Genomic DNA, 19,200 nt, shown 5'->3' on the forward strand with positions numbered 1-19,200 from the left:
AGTGAGATTTTAGGGATGGGGGAGATTCACGAAGGTGGCTGTGCCTGTGACGCCGTGCATTTTCACGCCACTGGCGCTCCTCACCGAGTGAGCCTCTGTTCCTGTAGCTGGTGCCGAAAACGTACCGGCAGTCTAATCGGCGTGTCGGTGTATTTTGACAAGGCCAACGTAGAGTTCATCCGAGGCAAGTTGAAAAGTCACCAGTTAATATCCGATGCGAATCGCTGGATAGAGTGCCAGTTCTGCATCAGCTGTGGCAGTGCCGTTACCTGGACCCTGGAATTTCTGCCTAGGTATCGCGGTATTGCCGGAGGCGCCTTCGACGACCCGGCATTTATTCAGCCAGAACGCTACGTCTACTACCAAAATAAACCGGACTGGCTGGAAATAAATAGAAATATCAGCCACTGCCCGATGATGGCGGGCCGCACCGACCAATATTAGAAATCAACGGTAACCGCGCATAAACAGTGCCACCGCCTTGCGCACCCGCTCGCGTCGCTCCTCCTCTGCCTGCACCTCACAGCAGCCGATCAATACACGCATATGCCGGCAACCCAGCAATATACCCATAAAGTCCTCAGCAGCCTCGGCCGGGTCCTCCACCCTCAACTTACCCATCTCGGTAGCACGGCGCAGCAACTGCTCAATATCCTTCAGAATTTGCTGAGGACCCGCATCGAAAAACAGCTGTGCCAGTTTTGATTCCTGCGCGGCCAGTGCGCACAAAAGCCGTAACAAGCGAATGCTATCTTCGCTGTCCACCATGCTCAGGAAGGCTTGGCCAATGCGCTCCAGTACTTCTGCCACCGAATCCCCCTCCTCCAGGTCGAAAATAGGCAGGGGCATCATCATCTCGCAGCGGGAAGTGATCGCAGCACTGAACAGCGTCTCTTTATCAGAGAAGTGGCTGTACACCGTCAGTTTCGATACACCCGCAGCAGAGGCCACCGCATCCACACTGGTTGCGGCAAAACCTTTGGTCAGAAACAGCTCCTTGGCTGCATCGAGAATTGCCTGGCGTTTGGCCAGATCCTTGGGACGCCCGCGCTGGGCAGCCGCCTGAGACTGTTCAGACATAGCACTCCATATACTGGACTCACCAGTTTAATAAATTTACTATACTCGCCAGTATAACATTACCGGCCGCCCGGCCATGACTCGTCCACTTCTGGACTTACCTTGTCGCCTCGCCGCCGAGGAAGGGAGCCCCTATGTACCGACCGCTACTCTTCACCGCGCTGTCATTCAGCCTGCTGTTGTCCGCCTGCGCGCCATCGGAGCCCACCGAACAGCAAGAAAAACCCCGCCCAGCAGTAATGGTCCAACCCCAGGTGGCCAGCGCACAGATGGATGTATATCCCGGCGAGGTACGCGCCCGCTTCGAACCCGCCTTAGCCTTCCGCATCAGTGGCAAATTGCAGCGGCGCCTGGTTAATGTGGGCGACCGCGTTGAGCAGGGGCAGGCATTGGCCGAACTGGATACCGAGGACCTGCTCCTGCAGCTGGATTCTGCGCGCGCACACCTCACCTCTGCCGAAGCCGACCAGCGCTTGGCGAGCAGCGAGTTAGAGCGTCACCGTAAACTATTGGAACGCCAGCTGGTCAGTCACTCACAGTTCGATGCGGTGGAAACCCGCTTCGAAGCCAGCGATGCGCGTCTGCAACAGGCCAGGGCGCAACTGGATGTAGCGCGCAACCAGGCCACTTACGCAGAACTGAAGGCGCCTGAGAGCGGAGTGATCGCCCGCCGTATGGCTGAAGCAGGCCAGGTTGTCGCCGCTGGCCAGGGGGTTTTCGAGCTGGCCGCCGACGGTGAACGCGAGGTGCGCATCGATTTGCCGGAGCAGGCAATTGGTCATTTCCGCGTCGGCCAGTCACTGACCGTGGAACTTTGGTCGCAACCAGGTAAATCCTTTCCCGCCCTGGTGCGTGAGCTATCCCCCGCCGCAGATCCAGTATCCCGCACCTTTGAAGCACGCGTGGCTTTTACCGATAAAACCACCGGCATTGAAATAGGCCAGAGCGCCAGGGTCTTCGTTCCCAAAGCAGCAGCTACCGATGTTTTACAGGTCCCCATGTCAGCAGTGAGCGCCGATGAAGGCAAAGCCTTCGTATGGGTACTGAACCGCGAGCAGCAAATCCTGCATAAAACCGAAATCACTGTGGGGCCCTATGGCCAGGAGTTTGTACCAGTTTTCTCCGGCCTGCGCGCCGATGATTGGGTCGTTGCCGCCGGCACTCACCTTCTACTGGAAGGACAACAGGTTCGCCCAGTGGATCGCATGAACCGCCCAATCGAACCAGACCGGGCCCTCGCGCGCCAGGACTGATTGGCGGCCGCACTCAGAAAAGAATCTGACCGGGCGCGCAGTAAAAAGGCGCTGCTACGAATTTGCCGAAATACGGCTTGCTCGATAGGGCCGTGCTTCAACACAGAGAAATTGCCATGGGTTTTAACCTTTCCGAATGGGCACTGAAAAATCGCCCGCTGGTACTCTACGCCATGATCGTACTGGGGCTGCTTGGCGCAGCCTCTTACACGCAACTTGGGCAAAGTGAAGACCCGCCCTTCACCTTCAAGGTAATGGTGATCAATACCCTTTGGCCCGGCGCCAGTGCCAAAGAGGTATCCCGCCAAATTACCGAGCGGGTAGAGAAAAAACTACTGGAGACTGGCGACTACCAACGCATCTCCTCTTTCTCCCGCCCCGGCCAATCCCAGGTGCTGTTTGTCGCCCGCGACGATATGCATTCGCGGGATATTCCCGATCTCTGGTACCAGGTACGCAAAAAGGTCAGTGATATCCGCCACACCCTGCCACCGGATATCCAGGGCCCATTTTTTAACGACGAATTCGGCACCACTTTCGGCAATATCTACGCGCTGACCGGCAGCGGCTTCGATTACGCCCTGATGAAAGACTATGCCGAGCGCCTGCAGTTGGCACTGCAGCGGGTCAAGAATGTGGGCAAGGTGGAATTACTGGGTCTGCAGGACGAAAAAATCTGGGTGGAAATTTCCAACACCAAGCTCGCCTCCCTGGGTATTCCCCTCACCGCAGTGCAAAGCGCACTGCAATCGCAAAACCAGGTCGCTGATGCCGGCTTTGTAGATACAGTGAGCGACCGTGTGCGTATTCGCGTGAGCGGCCAGTTTCACTCGGTCGATGAAATTCGCCGCTTCCCCATCACCGCCGGTGGGCGCACCCAGAGGCTGGGTGATATTGCCGAAGTACACCGCGGTTTCAGCGATCCTGCACAACCGCGCATGCGCTTTATGGGCGAAGACGCCATCGGCTTGGCCGTATCCATGAAAGAAGGCGGTGATATCCTCAAGCTGGGCAAACAGTTGGACACTACTTTTGCCGAGCTGCAGGAAGACCTGCCGATCGGCATGCAATTGCGTAAGGTGTCCGACCAGCCTGCGGCTGTAAAACGCGGTGTGGGTGAGTTCCTGCAGGTATTGGCAGAGGCGCTGGGCATCGTCCTATTAGTGAGCTTCTTCTCCCTCGGTACCCGCCCCGGCTTGATAGTAGCGCTATCGATACCATTGGTGCTGGCCATGACTTTCGCATTAATGAATTACTTCAATATTGGCCTGCACAAGATTTCTCTGGGCGCCCTGGTACTCGCCCTTGGCCTGATGGTGGACGATGCCATTATCGCCGTGGAAATGATGGCCATCAAAATGGAACAGGGGCTCAGCCGACTAAAAGCGGCCGGCTTCGCCTGGACCAGTACCGCCTTCCCCATGCTCACCGGTACCTTAATCACCGCCGCCGGTTTCCTACCCATCGCCACGGCCGAATCCGGCACTGGGGAATACACCCGCTCGATCTTCCAGGTAGTCACGCTTTCCCTGGTTGTTTCCTGGATTGCCGCAGTAGTATTCGTGCCTTACCTGGGACATTACCTGCTGCCCAATTTAGCTCGCCATGATCACAGCGGTGAGGTTCAGGACCCCTACCAGAAGCCCTTCTATCAGCGCTTCCGCCGCCTGATCACTTGGTGCCTGCGCCACCGCAAAACTGTCATAGTGGCAACCCTGGCGATCTTTATCGGTTCCCTGGCCTTGTTCCGTCTGGTGCCACAACAGTTCTTCCCCTCTTCCGGGCGTTTGGAGCTATTAGTAGATCTCAAGCTGGCCGAAGGTGCCTCACTGAAATCCACCGAGTTCCAGGCCAAGCGGCTGGAAACCCTGCTGGATAAAAACGACCTGGTGGAAAACTATGTGGTGTATGTGGGCACCGGTTCGCCGCGTTTCTACCTGCCACTGAACCAGCAACTTCCTGCAGCCAGCTTTGCCCAGTTTGTAGTGATGACCCGCAGTGTTGAGGAGCGCGAGCAGGTTCGCAGCTGGCTGATCGAAACCATGGCGGAGGAATTCCCCACCCTGCGTAGCCGGGTATCCCGCCTGGAAAATGGACCACCGGTTGGCTATCCGGTACAGTTTCGTATCTCCGGTGAACATATTGGTGAAGTGCGCAGCCTGGCCCGCCAGGTTGCCGAGCGTGTGCGGGAAAATTCCAAGGTTACCAACGTACATCTGGACTGGGAGGAGCCCAGTAAAACCGTCAATCTGAATATCGATCAGGACCGCGCACGCACCATGGGTGTGAACAGCGCCTCGCTTTCCCGTGCCCTGCAAAGCTCACTCACCGGTATTACCGTTAGCCAATACCGCGAAGACAACGAACTGATTGACGTACGAGTGCGCGGCGATGAGCAAGAACGCTACGCTCTCAGCCAACTGGGCAATCTGGCGGTGCAAACCGACAGCGGCCGCAGTGTCCCCCTCAACCAGATTGCCACCCTGGAGTACGGCTTCGAGGAAGGGATTATCTGGCACCGCGATCGCCTGCCCACGGTCACAGTGCGCGCAGACATTTATGGTGAAGAACTGCCCGCTAATGTTGTAAATGAAGTATGGCCGCGCCTGCAGAATATTCGTGAGCAATTGCCACCGGGCTACCTGCTGGAAATTGGTGGCAGTGTGGAGGAATCCGAGCGCGGACAAAAATCAGTGAATGCCGGTATGCCGCTGTTTGTGTTGGTGGTATTTACCCTGCTGATGCTGCAGCTGCGCAGCATGTCCCTGTCTACGATGGTCTTCCTCACCGCGCCTTTGGGACTGATCGGGGTTACCTTGTTCCTGCTGCTGTTCGGCAAACCCTTCGGTTTTGTCGCCATGCTAGGCACCATTGCCCTGGCCGGTATGATTATGCGCAACTCCGTCATTCTGGTGGATCAGATACAGCAGGATATCGGCCAGGGCTTGAGTGCCTGGGAGGCAATTATTGAGTCCACTGTGCGGCGTTTCCGCCCAATCGTTTTAACCGCCCTGACTGCGGTATTAGCGATGATCCCACTGTCGCGCAGTGACTTCTTCGGCCCCATGGCTGTTGCCATTATGGGGGGATTGATCGTAGCTACCGCCTTGACCCTGATCTTCCTGCCAGCCCTGTATGCCGCCTGGTTCCGGGTGCGAGAGGAGAAAACAGAGACTGAGGTAGAAATTCCAACGGAGTTAAATGGTGCTGAGCCGCAGGTATCCTGATAATCGCTGACACCCTAATAAAAAGACTCAAGTAAAAACCAAAAGAAAAAAGGCCCGGATATTTACATCCAGGCCTTTTTTCATTCAGCAGCTTTTAATCGCCACCATCAACATACGATTAAGACTTCTTGGATTTTGCAGCCAGAGAGTCATACACAATACCGGTCCAAATATCCGGGGTCATAAAACCCTGTCCATACTGATCATCGAAATCCTTGGTGGGCTTGGCAGCAATGACTTGATCGCGACTTTGACCACTATCGACCAATTTCTGAATGCGATCCCTCAGGGTCTCCAGCATATCCCGTTGCACTTTTAACTCCGCAGGATTACTCAGAGGACCATGTCCGGGAATGATTTTTGTGTTTTTACCAGAAAGCGCCAATGCGGTGTCCATAGCTTCAATCATGCCATTCACCGAACCACCAGAAGAAAGATCGATAAATGGATAAGTGCCATTGAAATAGATATCGCCCATATGAATCACATCGGCTTTGGCGAAATGCACAATAGAATCACCATCGGTATGGGCTGGGCCGACATGCTGTACCTTAACCTCATCACCATTCCAGTGAAAAGTGGTGGCATCGGTAAAGGTGATTACCGGTAGTGCTGCTGGCGGTGAGGGCTCAACCTTACGCTTAAAAGCCTCTATAAACTGTTCGGTACTCACACGTTTGCGCACATTCTCATGGGCAACGATCAGGGTACCACTTTTACCCAGGTTTTCATTGCCGCCGGTATGATCGCCGTGCCAATGGGTATTGATCACAAAGCGCAGCGGCTGATCTGCCAAACCCGCCACCGCTTTCTGTATTTTTGCAGTGAGTGGTGCATATTGGTCATCCACCATAAAGGTGCCGTCCTCTCCGACCAGTACTGCGATATTGCCACCAGCCCCCTGGAGCATATATACATTACCTGCCACCGGCTCACTGCTAATTTCGATCTTGGCAAAGCGGCCTTCGGCCAATAGCGGGGTGCTGATTAGAGACGCTAACAGCACCGCAATAGCTGCAATCTGCTTCATGAATATTTCTCTGTTTTTATTGTCATATTGCTACAGTGATATTACTCAATTCAGGACGCCTGCTCTAGCTGCTTAGGCTCGCCCTTTGCTTCCTGACCGGACAACATGGCCATTAATATATCAGGGCGGTCGGTAACAATACCATCCACGCCCAGGTCGATGTAGCGTTGTAGATCGGCCCGCCCGTTTGCTGTCCACACAGAAACATGCAGGTTGAGTTTGTGTGCCGCACGCATAGTACCCGCAGTTACCACATCCAATCCAAAGTGGAACATTGGCAACTGCATTGTCTGATAGTGAGGGGCCAGCAGGCCTTCCGCTCGAATCAATTGAGCAAAATACAATAGTGCCGCTTCCCAGGTCACTGCGCCTGTAGCAACATCCGGACTGAGACGCCTGAACGCACGAACAACTCCATGATGAAAGGAAGAAACAATCACCTGCCCATGCTTTTCCTTCGTCTGTAATACCTCGCTCAAAACCTCTGCGGCAGCGTATTTAGCGCTTTTTAACTCCAGAATCAGAGGAGTATCACCCACTTCCTCCAATGCCTCTTCAATAGTAATAATTGTCAGAGGATTCTCACGATAGGGATAGCTCTCTCCATCGGGGCTCCAATGATAAGCAATATTTAACTCGCGCAACTGGGCAAGGGTCATATCCTCAACAGAACCACTGCCATCTGAAGAGTCTTTCAACTCAGGATCATGTAATAAAACCAGATGGCCATCGGCGGTAAGCCAGAGGTCCACTTCGATACCATCGACACCCAGCTCCACCATTTTTTGTAAATACAACGAGGTATTACCGGGATACAGACCGTTGCTGCAATCATTACCATGGGAAATCACCATAGGGTTACGTGTATGTGTAAGCCGCAATGCCGATTTTTTCGCAGGTCTTGATCTGGCGTAAATCATCAGCACGATCAACAGACCAGCAAAGATCAACAACATAGACATGAATCAATACCATTTATACGCGACAAAGAAACAGTTGCCCTGGCATACCAAACACCGCTTGCAGACACAGTCAATACACAAAATCCTATAAAAGTCCTTATACCACGTAGAATTTCAACCATTGACAGCTGGCTCGGCCATTAGCTCTTCTCCAGCTCTCTCATTATTTTCCGTAGTATTCTCTTTCCCGCCACTGCCCTTATTAGCTCTCTCTTTCCAGTAGTGAAGCAATACTTCCTGTAACCACAAAGGAAAAAAGATCACCAAATCATAAAAACGATTTAACAGTATGCCAGTATGCATTACTGAAGTGGCCAAAAGGCGCAGCCCACCACAAAGCAGACGTAAACTGAGCACCAGGCAGGTGCCTATTACAGTACGCGCAGAGGAGATAAATTGCTCCAATGGAATTGCAGTAAAAGCCAGAATTAAAGGAAGGATAAAACCAAGCCCCATCTGCGTCAGAGAAACAGGCCAATAAGTCCCCATTCCCGCCATCATCGGCAAAGCCTCACCTGCACTGGCAGCCAGCAGCTGGTCATACTGTAAAAGTAATTCACGCGTAAATGCCAAGCAGGCCTCTACCATAGAAAAAAGTAGCAACAGTGCCAAAGCAGCCCAGTTCAAACGACGCCGGATATTATCTGACAAGGTATTGATCGCCGGAAACATCCGTGTGACTTGCAAGCATTCCATCACCATGATTCCAAGGCTCACCTGTAAAAAGATAAGTACGTAGGCGACAATATCTGTAACAACAAAACTACCGAGAAAACTATTACCACCCAATATTTCTGCTACCGGGCGCGCGATTAACTGAAAATTAACAGAAATACCAGCCACCGCCACCATTAAAGCCATGGAAGCAATTAAAAATCGGCCCATGGAAGAGGCTGACAGAAAGCGCACACTACGATCACTTTCCTGCAAAATTTCCTCATAGCGCTCCATGTGTAAGTCCAGGGCTTTAGTACGCCGAATGACCGACTCTACATTTTTATTGATTCTCCCCAGTGTGATTAGCATTGCACGCCAACTGGGCATCATTCGTTTCAGTAACTGATGTCGCTCACGAGTAGATTCCCGATAAGACTCCAGAGCCTTGGATTCCGCCTTTCGCATGGAGTGATTAATCGTTTCCAGCACGTCTGCCACAACAGAATCATCCTGGGCGGGAATTTCTGATACGGAGCGAATAGCACGAGCCCAGTTGGAGGGTTCAGGAGGCACTTCAGCACTGCGTACATAGTCTTCATCGATAGATGTCAGCTGCTCGCACAAACGACGGTGAAGTGTTGGATATTGCGCCAACTCTCTCTTCATTGCCCCTTCTATACGCTCAAATTCCCTTTCGATATGACGCTCTGCCGTCGCCCTGCCAGCTGCCAGCAAAACTTCTCGATTGCGCTCAAGGAGAGTCTGCTCTGCGGTGCCCAATGCACCAGCCGCAAGGCGCAGGGAACGATAACTAAAGCGCGCCAGAGCATATATAGCCCTATGTACCGGCCTCCTGGCAAGGAACATTGCGAAAAGGCCGAATAGGAGCCAAAGCCACAGCGGCAAACTATTGATTAATGGACTCACGATGTTAGCACCCTAGCGACAATTCAATGGCCCATCCTATCAGCTAGCAGTCACACAATCGCCCAAAATGTCACAGTTTATATTGCTATAAGACGACATCACCCTATCAGAGATAAACCCAGACAAAATGGTACCAGGGTATCTATTTCAACAAGATAAACCGGCATCGAAATAGCATTTGCAGCATTAATGTATTGAATTACCCAATAGTGTTTATTCGCACGCCACACCTTCTCAAATTACAATGCCGACAAATTCTCGGGAAAGAGTCCTCCTCAAATATTCACTAACCAGGCAGTATTCCCAGATAAAAAATGACTCAGGAAATCCTCCAAATATTAAGCACCAATAAAGCGAAGCATTCAGAATAAAAAGAGGTAGGACTGAGAAGCTAAAGACGCAAATGACACAGCAAAAAATCACGACCAGGGAGAAGTGTTTTTGGGAAAATGACACTCAGGGATACATGAGAACAATTTTCACAGATAGTTCCACCAATAAAAAATAACTGCGACATTTTCTTAATGTGGTTTTTTTATAACTGAAAATAAGGCATCTATTTTTCCAAGCCGTCCCACCCCACGTCTACACTCCAAACTAAATTCTCACTGGGTGAGTCATTTTCCCTAAGTACAAAAAGGGAATATGCGTAAGCAGGGATGCCTTCAAAAGAGGCATCAAAAGCCAATCAGGAAACTTATGTAACAGGAGTTGATAGAGGATCTCAAACTCAAATTTGGGAAAGATCTATCTGTATCAAGGAGAGGTACGAGGTATATGCCGGTTCTTTTTTTCAGCAATTCCGGCCTTCAGGGCGATCTTTTATTTTCACTTTTTTCTCAGTCTATTCCGCTCCCATGGGAAAAGGCGAGCATAGGAAAACAGCGCCATTGCCTGCAGCACTATGAGGCAATAATTGTTGACTGTTGGCAAATAGGTATTGCCGCCACATCCAAAGAATTTCTTTCCGATCTGAAAAAAATCAGTCATCCAAAAGCTATCCTTATTAACTTTCCAGTGGACTTACCTTTACATATCTTGGAAAAACTGCGCCAAAGTGGTTTCTACCTCCTCTGTGACAGTAATACCAGCCAGGAAAATTTAATTCAGAGATTAAGTACTGCTATTCACAGCTGTGAAAGCAGGCAGCATGGCAGTACCCCAAATCCTCTTCCTCTAACACGCAGAGAACAGGAAATTCTAGGACAACTGACTACGGGTGAACCCAACAGTGTGATTGCCACCAAACTTCACTTAAGTGAACACACTGTAAAAAACCACATGTATAACATATTCCGAAAAATCGGCGTAAAGAATCGCCTGCAAGCCAGTAATTGGGCAAAACTCAATCTCCAGGAAGAGAAAATATGAGGCTAAGCCTGCTGATATTTTTTCTCTGTATGTCAATTGCCTATGCTCAGGATGACACAACCGTCCCTCCTGCAGACACCGACTCAGGCAAACTAGAGGATGAAATCAGCGGGTTTAATATTGATCGAACAATAACGCGAACCGGGCATGATTTTGCGCGTTATCTGAGTGAATACAGAAATCTGAACTATCCAGATTCAACTTACAACTTAACAGTTTACGAGCGCCCCTCCGCACGGTGGGGCAACCTGATTTGGGTAACCTATAACGACAAAATAGTTTTTCGGCGCTTTATCACCCCAAGCACCAACAATATACACCGGCTGGCCGATGAGGCAGCACAGTATATTCACCAAGCGGTACTACAAGATCGCGTAAGCAGTGCGTTCACAGATAATTTTGATTTGGGAAAGGATGAATTCTAATGCAAATCAGATATTTGATAGTTCCTGCTGCCCTGCCTGTGATTATGTTCCTGTCCAGCAGTGGCTATGCCACAGAATTAATTTACGAACCAGTAAACCCCAACTTTGGTGGCAACCCATTAAATGGCACCTACCTGCTACAAAATGCGCAAGCACAGGACAGCCATGATGACCCCGACAAGCCAGACAGTCTGTATGAGCAGCCCAGCGCTCTGGATCGTTTTACTGACTCCCTCGAAACACGGCTTTTAAACCAGTTGCTTACTGATGTGGGCGATGGCAATAGCGGTGAACTAATAACTGATGACTTTATCGTGCAGATCGTTGACAACGACGGTGTACTGACCGTGTTGATCACTGACCGGAGTACTGGAGATAAAAGCGAAATCGTTGTAAGCGGGCTCAACCCGACTAATTAGCATAGTACCCAACTCCGAAGGAAAACTGGCAATGCGTAATGCAATAAAAAAAGCCATAGTTTTGCCCGCCCTGGCGTTCATATTAACACTAAGCGGCTGCTCCGCATTTAAAAGTCTTGGTGATGCCATTTTTGGCCCAGGTCGTACTGAGGCCATGCTCACACCGCGTATGAACACCTACAGGGATTTACTTAACCTGCCAGAACCAAAGGGTAAAATTCTGGCAGCGGTATACAGTTTCCGGGACCAAACGGGACAATACAAGCCTGCCCCAAACAGCAGCTTCTCTACCGCTGTCACCCAGGGCGGTGCCGCCATGTTGATGGATGTGCTGAATGAATCAGGATGGTTTATTGCGCTTGAACGCGAGGGATTGCAAAACCTACTCACTGAAAGAAAAATTATTCGCGCTGGTCTCAGCAAGCCGGATGCCCCTGCAAACAACAGTGTCCCTCTACCTACCTTAATTGCCGCCAATGTCTTATTGGAAGGGGGAATTGTCGCCTACGACCAGAATATTCAAACTGGTGGCGCAGGGGCCCGCTACTTTGGTATCGGAGCTGATGAGCAATACCGTATTGATCAGGTCTCCGTGAATCTGCGTGCTATCGATATCCGCTCAGGCCGAATATTGCATTCGGTATTGACCTCGAAAACCGTTTACTCAAAAGCAATCAGTGCCGATGTATTTCGCTTTGTAAGATTCCGGCGCCTACTGGAAATGGAAGCCGGAGTGACATACAACGAACCCGCACAACTTGCTATGCTTTCAGCAATGGAATCTGCGGTAATTCATCTGATCAGTGAGGGAATTATTCACAATTCATGGGCACTGGCGAACCCCGATGATATCAACAACCCCGTACTGCAATATTACCTGAATGACAGCACGGTGATTATGTGATGAATCCACTTGAGACAGGACGAGCTTAAAAGGCTGAAGCAACCATGCCAAGTATTAACAAGCACCATCTCCCCCTGAGCCTTACCGCTGCCCTCTTTCTCTTTTCAGGGGTTTGCAGCGCCACAGACCTGGATTCCAGCAATGAGCTGGCGATCTCCAGTGAACTGAGCGCCGCCAACCTTATTTCTGTTTCCAATCTCACCGTCATTAACCAGGAAGGCGGTGTAAACCATATCAACGTACGACAGTCAGGGCGAACCAACTACACATCTGCTCATCAGGATGGCAATCGAAATAATCTCTCTGTCACCCAGGCTGGCGAAGACAATGTTATTCTATCAAGCCAGATAGGAGATCAAAACTTAAGTGGCCTGATCCAGGTAGGCTACGAGAACCTAATTGATATCGAGCAGTACGGCATGGGAAATTCTGCCGGGATTTCCCAATTCGGTACGCAAAACAGTGCCCATGTACAAGAAATTGGCATATTGCATAAGGTCAACATCTACCAAAGTGGCCATGGATTACACACGTCTGTCACAGTAACAGGCACTGCGACGACCACCCATATCAGCCAATACGATTAAAACTGGTATTTGATCAATTCTCTACTGGCACTATTTTTTATTGGTTTTCTATCACCACCAAGGTCTGTCTTTCATTAAAAATTGCTTTCGGCGCATTTCACCTAAGTTAATAATGATTAATCCTGCACTGATTTCAACTCTGCTATCGATATAGTACATTCAACTCAAACAAACCCCGCATATCTAGCCAGTCGTATATTTTACTGAAATAGAAATCTCCATAAATTTATCATCTAATGATTCGAACTATTTTCCTAGTTTTTAGAGAATTACCTCCTATAGCCGTCTCGCAGGATTAGGGCAAAACTCTAAACATATCCGATCACTTGTTGTTTACACCTCTCGGACATTACGTCATGCAGGCATTAGGTTGTTATATAGAGATCATCTTCTCTGGGCCAAACCGGCCCTTCTTTACCAAGGTCCCGAATGTTGTACCTGGGAGACACTTGAATTTTCAACCTGGCATTAGAGCAGTACCGCCATCTTAATGAAATTTATCTAGCGACAGGGAACGATCAGTCGCTGGTAGCAGTATTCAGTCACGGATCAATAGTGTTTTAAATTCCCCAGCGGGATAAAACCGTATTGCCGTAATTACCCTTACCTGAAAAGGTACGGAAGTAATTCAGCGTAAATTTCGCTGGTTTATATAGCGTCGGAAGAAAAGGAGTATCTCATGAAGACGTTAACCCCTATCGCAGCAGTGGTCGCCATTGCCATAAGCAGTGGCGCACTTGCAGCAAGTAACACCACAATCCAGAATCAGGGAGGCGTAGGCAATATCGCGACTTCCACTCAAGTCGGCCCAGGTGTTGACAATAACCTGGTAATTCAGACTCAAGCTGGCACTGTCAATACATCAACTGCTCTACAAACTCTTGGCAGTGACCTCAATACTATCAACCATCTCCAAACTGGCGCCCTGAACACTGCTACATCCACTCAATCTGGCGGACTCCTGAACACCGCTTCTATTACCCAGGTTGGTAGCGGTAACAGTGGTATAACCACACAAGCCGCCTCGTCATTTGCATCTACAGCACTTATTAACCAGGTCGGTGATTTTAACACTGGCGTGGTTACTCAAACTGCCAGTTCACTGGATCTTGCTTCAATTAATCAAGCTGGCGACTTTAATGTTGCGACTGTTACCCAGACACTCAGCAGCTTAAATACTGCCATTGCCAATCAAGTGGGTGATGTTAACATCGCCACACACATTCAAACAGGTGCACTCCACACATCAACATCCACACAAGTGGGCACCCTCAATGTTGCTACCGTTTTCCAAGCTGGCTTGGGCAGTGATTCTTTCACACTACAGACTGGTTTCGGCAACGTATCCCTTCATGCCCAAACTGGCTTTTTTAACGATGCATTCACCAATCAGCTAGGCACTATCAACATTTCAACCATCACCCAAGCCGGGTTTGGGCACGATGCAATTGTCAATCAGGTTGGCACCGCCAACTTGCATACCATCACTCAATTTGGACTCAACGAAACCGCTGTTGCCACTCAGGTCGGTACTGGTAACGTCGGCATAATAGTGCAGTAGGAATACCGACCAAACCTTTTGAAAATGGATGTCAAATCACTCGTACTAGGAAGTTAGAGGTTTTACCATGAAGAAGTTAGCCCCAATCGCCGCAGCAATTGCCCTCACCGCAACTGCCGGTGCTTTCGCAGCGAACAACACAGCTGTTCAAAACCAGTTTGGAGTTGGAAACCTGGCCACTGCAACTCAGGTTGGCCCAGGGGTAGATAATAATACCATTATCCAGACCCAGGTTGGCCTGCTTAATCTATCCACTGCATTACAATCTGCGGGAAATAGTTTGAGCACCATCAATCATACCCAGGCTGGTGCCTTTAATGCGGCCACCTCCTTCCAAATTGGTTCCACACTAACTACTGCAAATATTACCCAAGTAGGTGCTGCAAACGTTGGTACAACCACACAGACGTTACCATCTATCGGCAGTGTGGCAAATATCAACCAAAATGGATTTGTAAACTTTGCCAGCACTTTGCAAACTATCAGCTTCTTTGATGTTGCCACTGTAACTCAAAACGGTCTGCTCAACCTGGCTCTGATAGTACAGCCTTTGGGTGCCTTCAATACTGCTGCAGTTACTCAAACCGGTGTCCTGAACAGCGCATTCCATTCCCAGGTTGGTGCCTTTAACACCACTACCTCAAACCAGCTCGGCGCATTAAACAGCGCTACAGCTATCCAAACCGGTTTCTTCAATGATTCTGGCATCCTGCAAGCTGGTGGCTTGAATTTTGCCCTGCATACTCAATTAGGCGCATTCAATGATGCACACTCAAACCAAGTGGGCCTCTTGAATATTGCCACCAAAACTCAGATAGGTTTGGGCCATGATGCAGTAACAACTCAAGTGGGACTGCTCAATAGCCACTTCACCACTCAGATCGGATTTAACGAAACTGCATTCGCCACTCAGGTTGGCATTGGTAATGTCGGTGTAATTACACAGTAGTTCCTTAGAGAGAGAGAAGCTTGTGGCGGTCATTAAATGACCGCCTTTTTTTAAACCCTGATTTCTCTTTGCTTTTATAACCTCGAGGTACGATTACTTTTTTCTCAACGAAATTTGCGAAGCTAAAAGCTCCTGGAAATAGTAGAGGAGGGTGAAAACCTTAATGTCTAATCCCATGGTGTCACAGATTTATTTACTGTATGGCATAAGTATCGTTAACTTATAAAAAAGCCCACTTTATTCCCAGGTTTTCAAGACTTCTGTCCTATAGCCGTAGAACCGCTCCTCATCAAAACTCTACTCAGCATCAAGATGCTGTTCATGAGGTATCGCAAGGTTGATTTCCTGAATGTCAAAAATTGAAGTTCTGTCTTCAAATATTGATTGCAAAACTGCCACCTGGAAATACCCAGAAATTTTTTACAGTGTGAAAGTACTTTGCAGTACCGGATGATGCTGTTTTATCAATTTTTCCGCATTAAAAAGCTTCTCAAGCTGATCAAGATATCTCTCTAGGAGTACCGATGAACAAGTACACACCCTTAGCGGCAAGTATTTTTCTTGCAATCGCCAGTACCGGAGCCGTCGCTGCAAACAACACTGCCGTACTTTTCCAGAATGGGGCAGGAAACTCAGCTACTGCCGATCAAAGTGATCCAACCGTTAACAATAACTTTATTTTCCAGACCCAAGTGGGAAATAACAATACAGTTTATGCAGAGCAAACAAACGGCAATGGCTTAGGGGTGATTACACAAACCCAAACCGGGGATAATAATAACGCCGAATCTTACCAGGAAGGTAATACACTGGGCACCACGGCCACCATTACCCAGATTCTGAATAATCACAATGCGGTAACCGATCAGGATTTCAATACTGGCGGTGCCGCGGTTATTATCCAGTCTGGAGATATGCAGACAGCCCAGATTGATCAAGTTTCTAACACACTAACTGTTGGAGTAGCAACACAGAGTGGCTTTAATAATAATGCTTTTGTATTCCAAATCATGAACCTGGCTGACGTGGCTACTGTTGTGCAAGATGGCACCACAAACCAAGCCAATGTTTTCCAGGTAATGGGTACCGGAGATGCGGCTACTGTCGCCCAATTTGGAGTAACCAATATTGCCACAGTTGCTCAAACATCGGGCACCGGTAACGTGGCCAATGCTACCCAGATTGGCACAATTAACGTTGCCAATATCACACAAACTGGTGGCTTTGCGAATACTGCCACTCTCACACAAAATGGCACCAACAGTGGCACTCTATTACAGAGTAACAGTAGCTTAAGCTCTATTAATGCAATCCAATCTGGCACATCCAATGGTGTAGTACACAACCAGGTATTAGCAACAAACGCTACATCACTATCAACCCAGGTTGGCACCTTCAACCAGTTTAATATCACTCAACAGGGAGGTGACAACTACAGTGAGCTTTGGCAAGTTGGTGATAACCAAGTTGCTATACACAGTCAAACTGGTGACGATAACTGGGCACTAACCGAGCAATTTAGTAGCTTTAACTTTGCAACAGTCATTCAGCCTGGCAGCTCAAACGACTCCTTCATTTTGCAAGGTGTAGGAACAGGAAATGTCACAAATGTATCGCAGATTGGTAGCTTCAATAGCTCTATTGCAACTCAGGTCGGCAATGCAAATATGATCTCTGTTACCCAGCTAAGTGATGGTAATGTTTCCACAGAAAACCAAATTGGGGATGGCAATATGGCCGTTGTTGTTCAGTAGTTCAAACTTGGGAAGGCCGACCTGACAACAGGTTAGCTTTCCCAGCACTTCAATTCCGATCTCTGGAAACACTAGACACTTGAATCTTTACTACCTCTCCACACCACAAAATTAGATTCTTTTATGTATTACGGTTTCATAGCTGCATCTTCCAAGTAATATTGAAATCCAGCATCTCTGGATATGTAAATGCACAACCAAAGGTAAATACCATACCAACAAGTACCATCAACTGGTTTAAGTATAAGAAAAAAGCATCAGCTGGCACTTTTAAAATCCAATACATCACCCAAGCAAACTAAACGACAATACGATAATTTGCATTTAATTAGGTGCCAAGAAAAATAGATTTAAAAATACACATCAATTGAAAAGACATACCTGCCAAGGCATTTTTTTTACGCTCACTTCAGCTAAAGTTTCCTGTAAGGAAATTTTGTAGGCCCCGGCGATGGCTTCACTTGGAAGAGGCCATCTTCGTGTAAATGGATATGAATGGACTCGAGTACACGGTAATACGCAGGAGTACACAGTGAGGAAGGTTACCGTTCTGCCCCTGGCAATTTTGTTGTCAGCCAGTGGTATTGTAAGCGCTTCAGATAACACCTCAACAATTGAACAGAGTGGTAATAACAATTCCGCCACGGCCGACCAGACGGACATAGGCGCTATCGACAACCATATTGAAGTTAATCAAAGTGGCAACCATCATAGCGCTGAAGCCATACAGACCAATGAGGCTGACAGCACCATTTACCAAATTCAGGAAGGTACCCTGAATGACATGTACAGCCTGCAGATGGGTGGCATCGGAAACAATGTACTGATCTATCAATCAGGAATGGACAATCGAGCCAGTACTTACCAGATTTCGGCACAAAATAATGAGGCTATGATTCGCCAGAATGGAATGGGCAATGAGGCGGAAATCCACCAGCACCTTGGTAGTGATAATGTTTCAGTTATTGAGCAAATTGGCGATATTCATGGCGCTCTGATTGGCCAATATGCAAGCTTTAACTCCGAGGCTTATATACTGCAGGAAGGTTCCTATCACGAAGCCTTAATCAGCCAGGAAGGCAGTGGTCACTACGCCAATATTCATCAGGCGGGTATGTCCCACACTGCTGAAATTGAACAGGCTGATATGTATAACGAAGCTGATATAGTTCAAAATGGTGAAAGCAACCTGACTACGATTGTCCAGGTTTCCTGGTACAACAGCGCTTATGTTAATCAGGATGGATTTATGAACCATGCCACTATTATGCAGTCAGGTGGTGGCGGACTTGGTGGCGGACATATGGTGATAGTGAACCAGTCCGGTGGATTGAATAACGCAACGGTGATCCAGTCTGGGTTTTCTGAGTCAGCAAATATTACCCAGGTGGGCACAGGTAATACCGCCATAGTGCATCAGTAATCCAGATATTTCATGCTGAGGAGATTAATTAGCTCCTCAGCCATTCTTATTTTTTGGAGTTAATTTCCGGGCAATAATTTAATTTCCCTTACCATTTAACTCCCAGCTATTTTTTTGGGGAGCTACCCCCATATAGCCACACTTAATTTCCATTATCCCAGACCTACTAAACCGTAGAATAACTGCAAACGTCATCGAAATTGGATACAAGTAATCACAAGCAGGTCACATAGTAAAAATTTTTTATCCGAAAACTAAATCATCCTTGCCATTCACTCAGTAAACTTTAATTTTTCGATAGCTGTCTGTCGCACTTTGACTCCATTCCGCCCACCCTTATCTGCGCAGATTTTAGATAGCCATATTGAATCACCTGGCAGCGTCGCCAAAATCACTATTTTTCCTCTCTCTATTTCTACAAATAAAACTTTATTCCTAGAGAATTAGAACTTCTCTCCTATAGCCGCATCTCACTACAGCTACAAGACTGAAGAGGACGGAACGAACATTTGGACTCCTAAGCAGTATCAAGGATGCCAATTATCATGTATATGTTTTCCCCTCAACTCGATTTTCCATCGATACGCTATTTCATGCGGCCACCTCCTATTGCTGGCCGTATTCCCGATTTACAGTTGCGCTGACTCTGCCGGGCTAGTGCTTTCGCTGTA

The 19,200-nt window shown here is 48.6% G+C and carries 16 protein-coding genes; 12 read left to right on the forward strand and 4 right to left on the reverse strand.

Translation table 11 applies throughout. The annotated features are described in order from the left end of the window. Window positions 1–15: 15 nt before the first annotated feature. Entirely contained in the window at window positions 16–444 is a 429-nt protein-coding gene (locus ACJJI7_RS02890; protein ID WP_444901000.1) for a GFA family protein, read from the forward strand. 3 nt (window positions 445–447) lie between these two features. Here ACJJI7_RS02890 and ACJJI7_RS02895 read toward each other — a convergent pair whose 3' ends face one another. Continuing rightward, a complete protein-coding gene (locus tag ACJJI7_RS02895; protein WP_444900999.1) occupies window positions 448–1,080 on the reverse strand; it encodes a TetR/AcrR family transcriptional regulator in 633 nt (210 codons plus the stop codon). A gap of 134 nt (window positions 1,081–1,214) precedes the next feature. Here ACJJI7_RS02895 and ACJJI7_RS02900 point away from each other — a divergent pair, with 134 nt between their 5' ends. Continuing rightward, window positions 1,215–2,333 carry an efflux RND transporter periplasmic adaptor subunit gene (locus ACJJI7_RS02900; RefSeq protein WP_444900998.1) on the forward strand — a complete coding sequence of 373 codons (1,119 nt, stop codon included), beginning with the start codon at window positions 1,215–1,217 and terminating at the stop codon, window positions 2,331–2,333. Between the two features lie 116 nt (window positions 2,334–2,449). Beyond that, window positions 2,450–5,560, forward strand: a complete 3,111-nt coding sequence (locus tag ACJJI7_RS02905; protein ID WP_444900997.1) for an efflux RND transporter permease subunit — start codon at window positions 2,450–2,452, stop codon at window positions 5,558–5,560. Window positions 5,561–5,678: 118 nt separating this feature from the next. Here ACJJI7_RS02905 and ACJJI7_RS02910 read toward each other — a convergent pair whose 3' ends face one another. From ACJJI7_RS02910 to ACJJI7_RS02920, 3 genes are all read right to left on the reverse strand, one after another. Next, the gene (locus ACJJI7_RS02910; protein ID WP_444900996.1) at window positions 5,679–6,590 is read right to left on the reverse strand and encodes an MBL fold metallo-hydrolase; all 912 of its coding nucleotides are present in this window, start codon (window positions 6,588–6,590) and stop codon (window positions 5,679–5,681) included. A 50-nt stretch (window positions 6,591–6,640) separates the two neighbouring features. Further along, window positions 6,641–7,552 carry a glycerophosphodiester phosphodiesterase family protein gene (locus tag ACJJI7_RS02915; RefSeq protein WP_353375709.1) on the reverse strand — a complete coding sequence of 304 codons (912 nt, stop codon included), beginning with the start codon at window positions 7,550–7,552 and terminating at the stop codon, window positions 6,641–6,643. Between the two features lie 114 nt (window positions 7,553–7,666). Then, window positions 7,667–9,136: a hypothetical protein gene (locus ACJJI7_RS02920; RefSeq protein ID WP_444900995.1), complete on the reverse strand. Its 1,470-nt coding sequence runs from the start codon at window positions 9,134–9,136 to the stop codon at window positions 7,667–7,669. A gap of 777 nt (window positions 9,137–9,913) precedes the next feature. On the opposite strand from ACJJI7_RS02920, the gene ACJJI7_RS02925 reads away from it, so the two are divergent. From ACJJI7_RS02925 to ACJJI7_RS02965, 9 genes are all read left to right on the forward strand, one after another. Then, window positions 9,914–10,507, forward strand: a complete 594-nt coding sequence (locus tag ACJJI7_RS02925) for a helix-turn-helix transcriptional regulator (protein WP_020414648.1) — start codon at window positions 9,914–9,916, stop codon at window positions 10,505–10,507. Next, entirely contained in the window at window positions 10,504–10,932 is a 429-nt protein-coding gene (locus ACJJI7_RS02930) for a CsgE family curli-type amyloid fiber assembly protein (protein ID WP_020414647.1), read from the forward strand. Before ACJJI7_RS02925 ends, ACJJI7_RS02930 begins: the two co-directional genes overlap by 4 nt. Beyond that, window positions 10,932–11,351: a curli assembly protein CsgF gene (locus tag ACJJI7_RS02935; RefSeq protein WP_020414646.1), complete on the forward strand. Its 420-nt coding sequence runs from the start codon at window positions 10,932–10,934 to the stop codon at window positions 11,349–11,351. The genes ACJJI7_RS02930 and ACJJI7_RS02935 overlap by 1 nt, the downstream gene beginning before the upstream one ends. 31 nt (window positions 11,352–11,382) lie before the next feature. Further along, window positions 11,383–12,255 (forward strand): CsgG/HfaB family protein, encoded by an 873-nt coding sequence (locus ACJJI7_RS02940; RefSeq protein ID WP_020414645.1) that lies wholly within the window; start codon window positions 11,383–11,385, stop codon window positions 12,253–12,255. Window positions 12,256–12,299: 44 nt separating this feature from the next. Beyond that, window positions 12,300–12,842, forward strand: a complete 543-nt coding sequence (locus tag ACJJI7_RS02945; RefSeq protein ID WP_444900994.1) for a hypothetical protein — start codon at window positions 12,300–12,302, stop codon at window positions 12,840–12,842. A gap of 679 nt (window positions 12,843–13,521) precedes the next feature. Then, window positions 13,522–14,403 carry a hypothetical protein gene (locus ACJJI7_RS02950; RefSeq protein WP_026305243.1) on the forward strand — a complete coding sequence of 294 codons (882 nt, stop codon included), beginning with the start codon at window positions 13,522–13,524 and terminating at the stop codon, window positions 14,401–14,403. A gap of 67 nt (window positions 14,404–14,470) precedes the next feature. Further along, complete coding sequence (locus tag ACJJI7_RS02955) at window positions 14,471–15,352, forward strand: hypothetical protein (protein WP_444900993.1); 882 nt, start codon at window positions 14,471–14,473, stop codon at window positions 15,350–15,352. Between the two features lie 524 nt (window positions 15,353–15,876). After that, on the forward strand, window positions 15,877–17,106 hold the full coding sequence (locus ACJJI7_RS02960; RefSeq protein ID WP_444900992.1) for a hypothetical protein: 1,230 nt from the start codon (window positions 15,877–15,879) through the stop codon (window positions 17,104–17,106). A 532-nt stretch (window positions 17,107–17,638) separates the two neighbouring features. After that, window positions 17,639–18,529, forward strand: coding sequence for a hypothetical protein (locus tag ACJJI7_RS02965; RefSeq protein ID WP_020414641.1), 891 nt, complete (start codon window positions 17,639–17,641; stop codon window positions 18,527–18,529). The last annotated feature ends 671 nt before the right edge of the window (window positions 18,530–19,200 follow it).

This window comes from Microbulbifer variabilis, from assembly GCF_056232115.1.

Bases quoted from the DNA above. Each gene is read 5' to 3' on its own strand.
- ACJJI7_RS02935 (WP_020414646.1), top strand. From the start codon at position 10,932: ATGCAAATCAGATATTTGATAGTTCCTGCTGCCCTGCCTGTGATTATG.
- ACJJI7_RS02900 (WP_444900998.1), top strand. From the start codon at position 1,215: ATGTACCGACCGCTACTCTTCACCGCGCTGTCATTCAGCCTGCTGTTG.
- ACJJI7_RS02930 (WP_020414647.1), top strand. From the start codon at position 10,504: ATGAGGCTAAGCCTGCTGATATTTTTTCTCTGTATGTCAATTGCCTAT.
- ACJJI7_RS02950 (WP_026305243.1), top strand. From the start codon at position 13,522: ATGAAGACGTTAACCCCTATCGCAGCAGTGGTCGCCATTGCCATAAGC.
- ACJJI7_RS02960 (WP_444900992.1), top strand. From the start codon at position 15,877: ATGAACAAGTACACACCCTTAGCGGCAAGTATTTTTCTTGCAATCGCC.
- ACJJI7_RS02905 (WP_444900997.1), top strand. From the start codon at position 2,450: ATGGGTTTTAACCTTTCCGAATGGGCACTGAAAAATCGCCCGCTGGTA.
- ACJJI7_RS02910 (WP_444900996.1), bottom strand. From the start codon at position 6,590: ATGAAGCAGATTGCAGCTATTGCGGTGCTGTTAGCGTCTCTAATCAGC.
- ACJJI7_RS02890 (WP_444901000.1), top strand. From the start codon at position 16: ATGGGGGAGATTCACGAAGGTGGCTGTGCCTGTGACGCCGTGCATTTT.
- ACJJI7_RS02925 (WP_020414648.1), top strand. From the start codon at position 9,914: ATGCCGGTTCTTTTTTTCAGCAATTCCGGCCTTCAGGGCGATCTTTTA.
- ACJJI7_RS02895 (WP_444900999.1), bottom strand. From the start codon at position 1,080: ATGTCTGAACAGTCTCAGGCGGCTGCCCAGCGCGGGCGTCCCAAGGAT.
- ACJJI7_RS02955 (WP_444900993.1), top strand. From the start codon at position 14,471: ATGAAGAAGTTAGCCCCAATCGCCGCAGCAATTGCCCTCACCGCAACT.
- ACJJI7_RS02940 (WP_020414645.1), top strand. From the start codon at position 11,383: ATGCGTAATGCAATAAAAAAAGCCATAGTTTTGCCCGCCCTGGCGTTC.
- ACJJI7_RS02915 (WP_353375709.1), bottom strand. From the start codon at position 7,552: ATGTCTATGTTGTTGATCTTTGCTGGTCTGTTGATCGTGCTGATGATT.
- ACJJI7_RS02945 (WP_444900994.1), top strand. From the start codon at position 12,300: ATGCCAAGTATTAACAAGCACCATCTCCCCCTGAGCCTTACCGCTGCC.